Annotated in this window: 13 protein-coding genes; 8 read left to right on the top strand and 5 right to left on the bottom strand. The window is 69.5% G+C overall.

The features are described from left to right. The first annotated feature begins 31 nt into the window (after positions 1-31). The 4 genes from BHE97_RS11575 to BHE97_RS11560 all read left to right on the top strand — a co-directional run bounded on the left by BHE97_RS11575 (position 32) and on the right by BHE97_RS11560 (position 3,181). The gene (locus BHE97_RS11575; RefSeq protein WP_087624197.1) at positions 32-517 is read left to right on the top strand and encodes a MarR family winged helix-turn-helix transcriptional regulator; all 486 of its coding nucleotides are present in this window, start codon (positions 32-34) and stop codon (positions 515-517) included. A gap of 110 nt (positions 518-627) precedes the next feature. After that, positions 628-1,656: an NrtA/SsuA/CpmA family ABC transporter substrate-binding protein gene (locus BHE97_RS11570; RefSeq protein WP_087624196.1), complete on the top strand. Its 1,029-nt coding sequence runs from the start codon at positions 628-630 to the stop codon at positions 1,654-1,656. After that, on the top strand, positions 1,653-2,468 hold the full coding sequence (locus tag BHE97_RS11565) for an ABC transporter permease (RefSeq protein WP_087624195.1): 816 nt from the start codon (positions 1,653-1,655) through the stop codon (positions 2,466-2,468). The genes BHE97_RS11570 and BHE97_RS11565 overlap by 4 nt, the downstream gene beginning before the upstream one ends. Next, the gene (locus BHE97_RS11560; protein ID WP_087624194.1) at positions 2,465-3,181 is read left to right on the top strand and encodes an ABC transporter ATP-binding protein; all 717 of its coding nucleotides are present in this window, start codon (positions 2,465-2,467) and stop codon (positions 3,179-3,181) included. The genes BHE97_RS11565 and BHE97_RS11560 overlap by 4 nt, the downstream gene beginning before the upstream one ends. A gap of 28 nt (positions 3,182-3,209) precedes the next feature. Here the strand turns inward: BHE97_RS11560 and BHE97_RS11555 are convergent, their stop codons facing one another. The 5 genes from BHE97_RS11555 to BHE97_RS11535 all read right to left on the bottom strand — a co-directional run bounded on the left by BHE97_RS11555 (position 3,210) and on the right by BHE97_RS11535 (position 8,141). Then, positions 3,210-4,169 (bottom strand): bile acid:sodium symporter, encoded by a 960-nt coding sequence (locus BHE97_RS11555; protein WP_087624193.1) that lies wholly within the window; start codon positions 4,167-4,169, stop codon positions 3,210-3,212. A 313-nt stretch (positions 4,170-4,482) separates the two neighbouring features. Beyond that, positions 4,483-5,280, bottom strand: coding sequence for a glycosyltransferase (locus tag BHE97_RS20125; protein WP_170931382.1), 798 nt, complete (start codon positions 5,278-5,280; stop codon positions 4,483-4,485). Continuing rightward, positions 5,273-6,514, bottom strand: a complete 1,242-nt coding sequence (locus tag BHE97_RS11545) for a PIG-L family deacetylase (RefSeq protein ID WP_140400118.1) — start codon at positions 6,512-6,514, stop codon at positions 5,273-5,275. The genes BHE97_RS20125 and BHE97_RS11545 overlap by 8 nt, the downstream gene beginning before the upstream one ends. Positions 6,515-6,606: 92 nt before the next feature. Further along, a complete protein-coding gene (locus tag BHE97_RS11540) occupies positions 6,607-7,656 on the bottom strand; it encodes an acyl-CoA dehydrogenase family protein (RefSeq protein WP_087624191.1) in 1,050 nt (349 codons plus the stop codon). Next, positions 7,653-8,141: a hypothetical protein gene (locus BHE97_RS11535; protein ID WP_087624190.1), complete on the bottom strand. Its 489-nt coding sequence runs from the start codon at positions 8,139-8,141 to the stop codon at positions 7,653-7,655. Before BHE97_RS11535 ends, BHE97_RS11540 begins: the two co-directional genes overlap by 4 nt. A gap of 312 nt (positions 8,142-8,453) precedes the next feature. Between BHE97_RS11535 and BHE97_RS11530 the strand changes: the two genes are divergently transcribed. The 4 genes from BHE97_RS11530 (at position 8,454) to BHE97_RS11515 (ending at position 11,776) form a co-directional block, all read left to right on the top strand. Further along, a complete protein-coding gene (locus BHE97_RS11530; RefSeq protein ID WP_236757655.1) occupies positions 8,454-9,038 on the top strand; it encodes an NAD(P)H-binding protein in 585 nt (194 codons plus the stop codon). Between the two features lie 148 nt (positions 9,039-9,186). Continuing rightward, positions 9,187-10,290 carry an S-(hydroxymethyl)mycothiol dehydrogenase gene (locus tag BHE97_RS11525; protein ID WP_087624189.1) on the top strand — a complete coding sequence of 368 codons (1,104 nt, stop codon included), beginning with the start codon at positions 9,187-9,189 and terminating at the stop codon, positions 10,288-10,290. Then, a complete protein-coding gene (locus tag BHE97_RS11520; RefSeq protein ID WP_087624188.1) occupies positions 10,287-10,895 on the top strand; it encodes an MBL fold metallo-hydrolase in 609 nt (202 codons plus the stop codon). The genes BHE97_RS11525 and BHE97_RS11520 overlap by 4 nt, the downstream gene beginning before the upstream one ends. Positions 10,896-11,032: 137 nt before the next feature. Next, on the top strand, positions 11,033-11,776 hold the full coding sequence (locus BHE97_RS11515) for a sulfite exporter TauE/SafE family protein (RefSeq protein ID WP_087624187.1): 744 nt from the start codon (positions 11,033-11,035) through the stop codon (positions 11,774-11,776). Positions 11,777-11,830: the final 54 nt, after the last annotated feature.

Genomic DNA, 11,830 nt, shown 5'->3' with positions numbered 1-11,830 from the left:
GCAGGACCAGACGGTGGTTAGGGTCTGGTGCATGGAACAGAGCCCCACGCTGCTGGCCCGGCTGACAGCGCAGTCACGGTTCACGAGTCCTGGCTATCTGCTGGCCACCATCGGCAAGACGGCCGATCTGTGGATCGCCGAGGCGATGGAGCCGCTCGGTCTGCTCCCGCGCGAGGGCGCGGCGCTGCTGGTGCTGCGCAGCCACGGCGAGCTCACACAGGCGCGCCTCGGCCATCATCTCGGAGTGGATGCCAATACGCTGGTCATGATCTTGAAGAAGCTCGAATCACGGGGTCTGGTCGAACGCCGCCGTGACCCCGTCGACCGGCGCCGGCACCTGGTCGGCATCACCGTCGAGGGCGACGATCTGCGCTCGCAGGTCGACGCCGCCGTCGAGCAGGTGGAGGCGCGGCTGCTGCGCCGGCTGGACGAGGACGAGATGGTGACCCTCCGCGAGCTGTTATTCCTCGTCGACGATGTGGTGGGGCGTCATCGGCGGCTCGCTGAGGACCCGTAGAGCATCAGACGCCCGGTGCGGCGATATCTCGCATAGTGATCACCTCGACGTGATGAATCAGCGGGGCCGATCGTGGAGGCTCACTCGATCCGATCCACGGGAGTCCCCTCATGTCGAACACCCAGCCGAGGCGAGCCTGGGCCCGCCGTCTCGCCGCCCTCGTCAGTGCTGCCCTTCTCGTTCCGCTCGCCGCGTGCGGTGGAGGGTCGGCCGCCTCGTCCGGTGATGGGGAGCGAGTGACGCTGAAACTGGCCGATCCGGGCAACAACGGCCTCCTCGCCTATGCCAAGAAGACGGGCGTGCTGGAGGAGGAGCTGGACGAGGTCGGTGCCGATGTGGAATGGGGAGGCTCCTTCGCCTCGTTCACCGCCACGATCGATGCGCTGCGGTCCGGGGACGTCAACGTCCTCGAAGGCGCGATCTCCCCGGTCATCGGCTATCTGGCCGAGAACGACGACCTGAGGATCTTCTCCGTGGCCGATCGCACCACCGACCCCCAGGCCCCGATCGGCGACGGGCTGGTGGTGCCCGGCGACAGCGATATCGAGACGATCGACGAGGTCATCGGCCGCAAGGTAGCGGTCAACCGGGGCGGCCGGGGCGAGTACCTGCTGCTGAAGGCCCTCGACCAGGCGGGCATCGATCATGACGAGGTCGAGCGCGTCTACCTGAACCCGCAGGACGCCGCCGGAGCGCTCGCCTCCGGGAGCGTCGATGCGTGGTGGGCGATCGTCCGCGGCTATCCCGCGGCGGTTGCGAACGGTGCTCGCACGATCGTCACGAATACCGATGTCGACGATGACGATCTGAACATGTTCGCCGCCCGCGAGGAGATCGTCGAGGCGAATCCCGAGGCTTTGCGGACATTCCAGCGGGTGCTCGCCGAGCTGGCCGAGGAGGCCCGCGAGGAGCCCGAGAAGTTCCAGAACGTCTTCCAGGACTCGGGCCCGGCCGCGGTCGAGGGGGATGCGCTGAAGCGCGATATCGAGGTCCAGCGGTACACCCAGCCGCAGCGGCTTGTCACCGACGATGATCTCGCCACCGTGCAGGCGGTCGCGGACTACTTCGCGGACAACGGGCTGGTCTCCACGCGGATCGACGCGGCTGCCGCGGTGACGCACCTGGGAGCGGACGAATGACCGATGTCACCGGAGCCCTGGCCCCGCCGCGCTTCCTCGGGGTCCATCGGCCCACGCGGCGCAGGTCGCTGCTGCTGCGGGCGAGCGTCCCGTTGGCGCTCCTGCTCGTCTGGCAGCTGTCATCGGTCCTCGGGTTGCTCTCACCGCAGGTGCTGGCGGCGCCGAGCGAGGTGATCGGAGCGGTGCGTGAGCTCGCCTCGAGCGGTCAGCTGTTCGACTTCCTGCTGGCCTCCCTGCGGCGCATCGCCATCGGGGTCTCGATCGGGCTCGCCCTCGGGACCTTCCTCGGTCTGCTCGCCGGGGTCGGCAGCCTCGGCGAGCAGCTCATCGACCCGACGATGCAGATGTACCGAGCGGTGCCCTTCCTGGCGCTCGTGCCCCTGCTGCTCACCTGGTTCGGTGTGGACGAGACCTTCAAGATCGTGCTCATCGCGGCCTCCGCATTGGCGCCGATGTACGCCTACACCTATCTCGGGGTACGAGGCGTGGACCGCAAGATCATCGAGGCGGCGCGGGGCTACGGGGTGAGTGGGGTCGCCCTCGTCCGCGAGGTGATCACCCCCGCCGCGCTGCCGAGCCTGCTCATGGGCGTGCGCATCAGCCTGTCGGTCAGCCTGACCGGACTGATCGCCGCGGAGCAGATCGGCACCACGGAGGGCATCGGTTATCTGGTGGCGCTCGCACAGCAGTACTTCCGCACTGACTACATGGTGCTCTGCATCGTGTTGTACGCGATCCTGGGACTCGTCTTCGATGCCCTCGTCCGCGTACTCGAACAACGGGCGATGCCGTGGAGGAGGGAGAGCCGATGACGCACGCAGTGTCCTTGGACGGGGTCGTGAAGGCCTATGGAGACGTGCGCGTGCTCGACGGGGTCAGCCTGTCGATCCCGCGCGGCCAGCTGGTGGCTCTGCTCGGCCCCAGCGGCACGGGAAAGACGACGCTGTTGCGCCTGCTCGCCGGGTTCGAACGTCCCGACAGCGGTGAGATCGCCGTCGTGGAGCCGCGCACGATCGTGTATCAGGAGCCCCGGCTGATCGAGGGGCGGCGGGTGTTGCGCAATGTCCTGCTCGGACAGCGGCGCGACGCTGCGGCGATCGAGCGAGCGCGGTCGGTGCTTGTGGAGGTGGGTCTGGCCGGGAAGGAACGGGCGTGGCCGACGACGCTGTCGGGAGGAGAGGCGCAGCGGGTGGCCCTGGCGCGTGCGCTGTCCAATGAACCGCAGCTGCTGCTCGCCGACGAGCCCTTCGCGGCCCTCGACGCGCTCACCCGGCTGAAGATGCACGCCCTCGTCGACGCCTTGAGGGTCCGGCACGATCCGGCGATCGTCCTCGTGACCCATGATGTCGACGAGGCCGTGCGGCTGGCCGACCGTGTCGTGCTCCTGCGCGAGGGCACCGTCGCGATCGACGAGCTCGTCCCCGCTCCGCATCCGCGTTCGTCCGATGATCCGGCACTGGCGGCTCTGCGAGAGCGTCTGCTGGCGGCGCTGGGGGTGGAGGTCCGCCGGGCGACGCTCGCGTAGAGGCCGGGCGGGCGCCTCGTCCGGCCAGCTAACCGGGCAGCACCTTCGTCGGCACGAGCCGGATGTAGAGGATCATCGCGAACAACTCGACGATCGACTGCATGACGATGACGATCGAGGCGGCCTCCCAGCCGGGCGGCAGCGCGAGCGCGAAGGGCAGCACGAGAAAGGAGTTGCGCGTGCCGAGGCTGAACGCGAGCGTCCGACCCTCGCGCACGGGGAGCCGGGCGACTCGCCCTGCCACCACCGCGACCGCCAGTCCCACGGCCAGATAGCCGACCGCCACCGCGAATACGATCGGGAACAGCGAGAGCGCCTCCAAGGCCGCGCCCGCGTGGGCCGCCGCGACGAGCGTGATCACGACGGCCAACAGCGGCACGGGCCACCACCCGAGTCGCTCACGGGTACGCCGGCCCGTGCCGCTGGTGTTCAGCGGGCGCGCGACCGTGACCGCCACGGCCAGCGGGATGCCGATGACGAGCAGCGCCGGCCAGAGATCGGCGAGGACGAACACCGAGGTCGTCGTGCCACCGGTGAAGAGCGAGAGATACACCGGCAGCAGCAGAAGCTGGACCACGAGCAGTACCGGTGCGGATGCTGTAGCGCGCGAGGCATCGCCGCCACCCAGCTGCGTGAAGCTGATGAACCAGTCGGTGCAGGGCACGAGCAACACGAGGAGCAGTCCCAGCCTGAGCGCAGGATCATCACCGGGCGTCAGCGAGACCAGCGCCCACACCACCGGCGGCATCACGACGAAGTTCGCGACCAGCGAGGTCACGAGGAAGCGCCGGTCGCGCACCGCCGATGCGAGCGCTGTCACGGGGACTTGCGTGAAGGTGGCGAAGAGGAGCAGGGCGATGACCGGCCAGACGAGCGGCTCGGCCACGGCGGCCACGCCGGGAGCGAGAGCGCCGAGGAACAGCCCGGCGCCCGCTCCGCCCAGATAACACCAGACCTGATGACGCTCCAGCACCTCACGCTCGATCACGGATCACCCTCCTCTCGCCCACCGGCGGCGGTCGAGGCCATCGTAGGAGCCGCGCATCTCTCGGCCACGCCGGTCTCCCCGGAACTGGCGAGAGTCGAGATGTGACGCCCGTCAAGGTGGCCGTCGTGGAGCAGGAGAGCGGACTGCGGTGGTCGGCGATGCCGGTGTCGTGCTCTACGGCACCTTCAGCCCGATACAAGGCAGCGATATCGACGTGGAGCAGCTGGTCGGATCCTCGAAGGCCCGGCATCGTGTTCAGCCGGCACACCGACCCCGAGCTCGTGAAGACACGGTCAAGACCTGTATCCGCAGCCTATACGCGCGTATCGGGGTGACCACTCGAACGCAGGCGGCGCTCTGGGGCGTCGACCACGGCTTCCGTCCCTGGCCCGTCCGACGTATCGACCCCACAACCCTCTGACCCGGCCCCGAGGCGGCGTAGGTACCCGGCGAAACCACCGGGCGTACGGCCGTAGAGGCGTCCCGAGGTCAGGACATCGGGCGCCGACGCCACCCGCGCCCCGGCCTGGCGCAGCCGACTGACCAGATCGACATCCTCGTGTTCCTTCAGGTCGGCGAAGCCGCCGACCTGCCGATAGGCCTCCAGCGATACCCCGAGATTGGCTCCATGGATGTGCCGTGTCGCCGAGCCTCCGCCATAGTGCTGTGCCCACCGTCGATAGACCGGGATGCTCACATCGACCGGATCGAGACGGGCTCGGCCGAGGACGAGGTCCGCCCCGGCTGTGGCCTGCCGGCAGTGGGTGATCAACCAGTCGGCAGGGACTCTGCTGTCAGCATCCGTGCAGGCGATCCACAGGCGGGTGGTAGCGGCAGTCCGGATGACGTGATCGACTCCCTCGGCACGGGCCGCGCCCACGCACCGCCGGGCGATGCGCACCGTCTCCACCTGCTGTGCTGTGGCGATCTCCTCCGATCGGTCGCTGCAGGCGTCCAGGACCACCACGATCCGCGCGGCCGTGCCGAGGCGGTCCATCAGGCGATCGGCTGCCGTCCGGACCGACCTGAGACAGCGCTCCAGCAGGCATTCCTCGTCATGGACGGGGATCACGACGGCGACCTCGCGGGGTGAGCGGTTCGCATCACGCATCTGTGGCGATCCATTCCCGCGTCATCACGAGGATCTCCACGTCGTCGTCGCGATAGCGCGCCTGGACCGGCGGAAGCTCACCGCTCTTCTCCGCGCTCGCATGGACCTGCGGCCCGTCGAGCGGCCAGCCACGCACCTCGCCGCGCCAATGGCACAGCACGACCGTCCCGTCTGGCTCCAGGGAGGCCGCGATCGTCACCCACAGCCGCTCGAGCGCGACGGGGGACAGGAAATAACCGAGCTCGGAGACGACGATGAGATCGAACCGGTCCTCGGGCCATTCGTCGGGCACTCGCAGGTGCGCGACATCGACGGAGGAGGGGACGCGCTCGCGCGCCAGCGCCACCGCGTGCTCGCTCGCGTCGACCGCGAGCACCCGACCGGCGCGTCGGCTGAGCAGCGTGCTCAGGGAGCCTCGCGAGCAGCCGACCTCCAGTGCTCGGCCGTAGCGTTCACGGGGGAGGCAGGCCAGGAGGAGTTGGGCCTTGCGGTGTTCGTACCACCGATCGTCGAGCCCCCAGGGATCGTCGTCGTCCGCATGCAACCGGTCGAGGGCGTCGTCGAACGGCTGGTCGAGGATGAAGTACTCGTCGGCACCACCGAAATGCTCGAGAAAGGCACCGTCGAGCAGGACTTCATCCCCGGGCTCGGAGGACAGCGGGGCGATCTGCGAGCGGTGTGCCGCGATGGCTGCCGCCTTCTGCTCCCGCACCGTCGCGTTCGTACTCCATCGCCGCGCCGACGCGTACGGGAACTCCTCGGGCTCAGCCCAGTGCCACATCCAGACGGGGTACTCGGCGAGTATCGCCCCGGTGCGCACCGCGGCGGCCGCGGCTGCCCACCCTGCCGCCTCGTGATCGCTGTGACCGTCATGGCGCCATGGAGCCAGCAGCAGCGTACGGCGGCCATCGCCGACGATGTCCACGATCGTCGTGACGAGGGCATCGTGCTCCGTGGCCAGGCCGCCGTCGGCGAAGGACGCCGGATGCAGGCGGATGGAGGGGGAGAGGAGCCGGGCCGCGATCGCCGACTCCCTCGCGCGCATCGCGGCACGCTCTTCGGCGGTGGTCGTAGGGGATCCAGGATGACTGTTCTCGCCGCGCGTCAGGATCACCACCTCGACCTCCCATCCCTGCCCGGCGAGGTCCGCGCTGATGAGGCCGGCACCGAGTGTCTCGTCGTCGGGGTGAGCGGCCACGACGACGAGACGCTCGAGCTGCTCGAAACCGGACATGTCGGACAGGAGAGGCAGGGCCGTCTGTCTGAAACGTCGATGCCAGGAGACAGACGAGGTCCCCGGCAGGTCGTGGGTGAACGGTCGCGGGATCACGGCTCCCTCTCGTCCCGCAGCAGGAGCCCGAGGGCAGCGGCGTCCCGCTCGGCGTGGTGCTGACGGAGGTAGAGCTGGAGATCGCGGACCCGGTGGACGAGGCGAGCATCGGTCGTCAGCGGTCCGGGCCCCAGCGCGTGTCCGGCCGTTGTCAGTACGCGCTCCGCCGCGACCGCGGTCGCCTGCCGCAGCCTCGCGGCTAGGAGCTCTCGGGGCCCGGCACCCTTCGCTTCGGAGAAGTCGATGCTCGCCGCGGCACTCGCCATCGCCCTTCGCACCGGCCAGAGTGCGGCGTCGATCGCGCCGACGAGCGACCACCCGAGCGTGTCGGCGTCCCGGCGTGTCATCACTGCGAGCACCTCATCGGCGAGCGCACTCGCGGCGCCGAGCCACACCGCGGCTACCCCGATGCCACCCCACGCGAATCCCGGCCTCCGCAGGTACCAACCGGGGTCGCCCACCGGCGTGGCCGGGACATCGTCGCAGGACACCGAACCGGTCACGATCGGCTCCAACCCGAGGGGCGTCCAGGAGGAGGTGTCGATGGCGATCCCCGCGGACGACAGATCGAGGGCGAAGAGCGCGCGACGGGTGTCGTCGACCCACGCGGTGACAAGCGCGTGATCGACCTCTCCGGCGAGCGAACACCATGGCTTGACACCCGATAGCGACCACACTCCCCCGCGGTCCGTGGCGGTGAGCCGCGTCCCCGGGGCCTCGGCGGCCCACACGGCCCAGCGACCGGGCGCCGGCGTCATCCCGGCCTCGTCGAGGATGGCGAGCGCGTCGAGATGCGGCTCGACGGCGCGTGCGAGGACCAGATCGGCGTGGCCGAGGCGGGCGAGAAACTCCCAACGTAGGAGCGTGTTACCCGAGCCCGGCATCGGTACCTCGTCGGCGATGTCGGCGATCCAGTCCAGGCCGGTACGGGTATCGCGGTCGAGCGGTGGCCCGCCGGCCTCCCGGAGCCACCCGGCGACCACGTCGTCGCGCGCATCACCGGTTTCGAACAGGATGGGCCTGCCATCGCCGGTGGTGCTGGTCATCGGGCACCGCGGCGACGTGTGCTCCATCGATCGCGCTGGGGGAGCAGGTCGGCCAGTCGAGGAACGATCTGAGCGGGTTCGTCGAGGATCTCGACGCCGGCTGCGGTCTCGTCGATGCCGGCGATGGCGAGCGAGTCCGCGACCTCCCGAAGGGCGAGGATCGCGCATGGACGCGCGAACCCGTCGAGCAACAGGGTGATCAACCCGGTGTCGGGGTCCCCGTTCTCATCGGACGGTGCGCCGAGGAGCACGAGTGCGTCGAGCTGATCCGCGGTGGTCTCGGCGAGCGCGCTCTGGCCGATCCCGACCGCCTCGGCCTCCGCACCGATCACCTGTGGTCGGAGCTCGGCGTGCGCGAGTTCCGCGACGACCGAGCCGAGACGCCAGGAGTCGGTCTCCGGATCGACCACGAGACCCACGGTGCCCACCGCACCGGAGGCACCCCTGAGAGAAGCGGGTGGGACAGGCCGGATCGTCGAGGACATAGGCTCCATGTTGCTCTATCGAAAGCGTCATCTGCTCCACCCTTGAGGGTGAAGCTCTAGTTGCGGCTGGTGCGGCCCCGTCACCACCTTCACAGCGCATGCGATGGGTGAGGACGGGACCGGCTTCTCGTTGAGCTTAAAGCCGACACCACGACGGCGCACCCCGATGGAGGTGCGGCCACAGGCGACCGGGACGGGCGTAGGCTGACGATCTCAAGGACACCGACCGGCAGGAGTCCGACATGCCCCCCGTCGATCGCCGTCACCGGCTCCACCGGGGTCGGAGGGGGCCTGGTCGCCCGCGCTCTCGGCGTGGCCGGCCATACCACCCGGCTGCTCGTGCGCGACCCGGCGCGGACCCCTCGCGTGGAGCACAGCGAGGTCGCCGTCTGCGCCTATGCCGATGCGGCGGGGGCCCGTCGCGCGCTCGATGACATCAACACGGTCTTCATGGTCTCCGCCTCTGAGAGCGCCGATCGCCTGGACGAGCACCGCACCTTCGTCGACGCCGCCGCGGACGCCGGGGTACGGCACATCGTCTACACCTCGTTTCAGGGGGCCGCGCCGGATGCCACCTTCACCCTCGCACGCGACCACTGGGCCACCGAGCAGCACGTGGAACGGTCCGCCATGGCGTGGACCTTCCTGCGGGACAGCTTCTATCTCGACCTGCTCCCGCTCTTCGCCGGTGAGGACGGAGTGATCCGCGGGCCGGCCGGAGAGGGGCGGGTCGCCGCGGTGGCGCGTCACCGGCCGCACGGTCACCTTCCACGACGAGACGCTGGAGGAGGCTTACGCATCGCGGTCCGTGTGGCCCGCTCCGCCATGGCAGTACGACGCGTGGGTCAGTACGTACACCGCGATCGCCTGCGGCGAGGTCGCCGACGTCACCGGTGAAGTCGAGAGGCTCACCGGGCGCGCTCCGATGAGCCTCGAACGGGTGCTGCTCTCCGACCCCTGCTGACCTCCCCTCCGGCCCACATTGCGGAGGCGTGGGAGGATCGAGTCGAACCCCACCATCGACCTGGACTTCGAGGAGAAGCACGTGAGCAACAGCCAGACCGTCAAGGGCGTCGTCGCGCTGAAGAAGTCCGAGCCCGTGAGCGTCGTCGACATCGTCATCCCGGCCCCTGGGCCCGGTGAGGCGGTCGTCCAGGTGCAGACCTGCGGTGTGTGCCATACCGACCTGCACTACCGCGAGGGCGGCATCAACGACGAGTTCCCGTTCCTGCTCGGGCATGAGGCCGCCGGTGTCGTGGAGTCCGTCGGCGAAGGCGTCACCGAGGTGCAGCCGGGCGACTTCGTCGTGCTGAACTGGCGCGCGGTGTGCGGCGACTGCCGCGCCTGCGACCGCGGTGAGCCCTGGTACTGCTTCGCGACCCACAACGCCACCCAGAAGATGACGCTGACCGATGGCACGGAACTGAGCCCCGCACTCGGGATCGGCGCCTTCGCCGAGAAGACCCTCGTCGCGGCGGGACAGTGCACCAAGGTCGATCCCGAGGCACGCGCGGCGGCCGTCGGCCTGCTGGGCTGCGGCGTCATGGCCGGTGTCGGCGCGGCGATCAACACCGGTGCCGTCACCCGCGGCAAGAGCGTGGCCGTCATCGGCTGCGGTGGTGTCGGTGCCGCGTCGATCGTCGGATCGGCCCTCGCCGGCGCGTCGCCGATCATCGCCGTGGACATCGACGACCGTAAGCTCGAGACGGCTCGTCAGCTCGGGGCAACCCACACGGTCAACAGCAGCCGGGTCGATCCGGTGGAGGCGATCCGCGAGATCGTCGGCCACGACGGCTCGGAGGGTGCCGATGTCGTGATCGAGGCGGTCGGCCGTCCCGAGACCTGGAAGCAGGCCTTCTACGCCCGCGACCTCGCCGGCGTGCTCGTCCTCGTCGGCGTCCCCACGCCTGACATGACCGTGCCGGACATCCCGCTGATCGACGTGTTCGGTCGCGGCGGCGCGCTCAAGTCCAGCTGGTACGGCGACTGCCTTCCCAAGCGCGACTTCCCGATGCTCGTCGACCTCTACCGCCAGGGCCGGCTCGACCTCGATGCCTTCGTGACCGAGGAGATCGGTATCGACGACATCGAGGCTGCCTTCGAGAAGATGCACCACGGCGACGTCCTGCGTTCGGTCGTGGTCCTGTGAGCGCGCGGATCGAGAAGGTGGTGACGTCCGGGCAGTTCAGCCTCGACGGCGGCACCTGGGATGTCGACAACAATGTGTGGATCGTCGGCGACGACTCCGAGGTGATCGTCATCGACGCCCCGCACGATGCCGCGGCGATCGCGGAGGCGGTGGGATCGCGCCGGGTCCTCGCCATCGTCCTCACGCACGGGCACAACGACCACATCAACGCCGCGGTCGAGCTTCGGGGGCTGACAGGCGCGCCGATCTGGTTCCCCTCAGCGGACACGATGCTCTGGGAGGCCGAGAACACTCAGGCCTCGCCCGACCAGGACCTGACCGATGGCGCCCGCTTCGAGGTGGCCGGCAGCGAGCTCGTCGCCATCGCCACCCCCGGGCACTCGCCCGGCAGCACATGCCTTTACTCGGCCGATCTCGGCGTGGTCTTCAGCGGGGACACCCTGTTCAACGGCGGACCCGGCGCCACGGGCCGTTCCTATTCGGACCACGACACGATCGTGGCCTCGATCAAGGAACGCCTGTTCGCCTTGCCCGAGGACACCGTCGTCCACACCGGCCACGGGGACGACACCCGGATCGGCGACGAGAAGGCCGCCCTCGCCTGATCTCCCCTGCAGCCCGGCGCGGTGAGTAGGCGTCCGTTCCCGGTCTCGAGCGGTGGGTGAGCGTCCGATGACCTCGAGTCGATGGACGCCTCCCCACCGCTCGCTGCGTGCGGGCGGGTGACGCGTAGGGTCATCGGGTGTCGGTCGGTCTGATAGCGGTGCTCGTGGCGGTGTTCGCGGGTGCGATCGCCCAGCGGATCGCCGGTCTCGGCTTCGCCCTCTTCGTCGCGCCCTTCCTCGTGATGGTGCTGGGGGCGCACGAGGGTGTGATCGTGGTGCTCGTCTGCGGTCTCGTCTCGTCGGCGATCATCATGGCGCGGGTCTGGGCCGACGTCGAGTGGTCCTCACTGTGGTGGCTCGCCGTCCCGGCCGCGGCGGCCACGGTGCCGGCCGCCTTCCTGGCCCGTCGGCTGCCGCCCGCGCCCCTCGCGATCGTCGTCAGCGTGCTGGTGCTCGCGGCACTCGTCATCTCGCTGCTGCTCCATCGCACGGAGTTCACCGTGCGTGGGCGGCTCCCGATGTGCTTGACGGGAGTCATATCCGGCGCGACCAACGCGCTGGCCGGTGTGAGCGGTCCGGCGGTGAGTGCGTACGCGGTGATCTCGCGCTGGCCCCAACGCGGATTCGCCGCGACCCTCCAGCCGTACTTCGTGCTGGTCAATGTCGTCGCGCTGTCCGTCAAGTTCGCCGTGGACCCCGCGCAGAGCCCGTCCTTCGGGGTGTCGACCTGGTTGGGGATCGTGGCACTCATCGTGGCGGGTGTGGTGGTGGGTGATCGCTGTCAGCGCTATGTGCGTGACCACCACGCGCGCATCGCGCTGATCGTCATGTCGTTCATCGGAGCGTTCGCCGCGCTCGTCAAGGGCATCGCCGATCTGTAGGCCCGGACTCATCGGCGGGCGGATGCGTGGTCGGCATGCGTCCGGGAGCCCGGG

It is taken from the genome of Aeromicrobium sp. PE09-221 (genome assembly GCF_002174305.1).
Classification (GTDB): Bacteria; Actinomycetota; Actinomycetes; order Propionibacteriales; family Nocardioidaceae; genus Aeromicrobium.
The sequence above is the reverse complement of the archived record's forward strand: the minus strand, read 5'-3'. Positions and strand labels throughout refer to the sequence as shown.

What these genes read in the sequence shown, in the direction of transcription:
- BHE97_RS11575 (WP_087624197.1), top strand. Translation starts at nt 32, where the DNA reads ATGGAACAGAGCCCCACGCTGCTGGCCCGGCTGACAGCGCAGTCACGG.
- BHE97_RS11570 (WP_087624196.1), top strand. Translation starts at nt 628, where the DNA reads ATGTCGAACACCCAGCCGAGGCGAGCCTGGGCCCGCCGTCTCGCCGCC.
- BHE97_RS11565 (WP_087624195.1), top strand. Translation starts at nt 1,653, where the DNA reads ATGACCGATGTCACCGGAGCCCTGGCCCCGCCGCGCTTCCTCGGGGTC.
- BHE97_RS11560 (WP_087624194.1), top strand. Translation starts at nt 2,465, where the DNA reads ATGACGCACGCAGTGTCCTTGGACGGGGTCGTGAAGGCCTATGGAGAC.
- BHE97_RS20125 (WP_170931382.1), bottom strand. Translation starts at nt 5,280, where the DNA reads ATGCGTGATGCGAACCGCTCACCCCGCGAGGTCGCCGTCGTGATCCCC.
- BHE97_RS11545 (WP_140400118.1), bottom strand. Translation starts at nt 6,514, where the DNA reads ATGTCCGGTTTCGAGCAGCTCGAGCGTCTCGTCGTCGTGGCCGCTCAC.
- BHE97_RS11540 (WP_087624191.1), bottom strand. Translation starts at nt 7,656, where the DNA reads ATGACCAGCACCACCGGCGATGGCAGGCCCATCCTGTTCGAAACCGGT.
- BHE97_RS11535 (WP_087624190.1), bottom strand. Translation starts at nt 8,141, where the DNA reads ATGTCCTCGACGATCCGGCCTGTCCCACCCGCTTCTCTCAGGGGTGCC.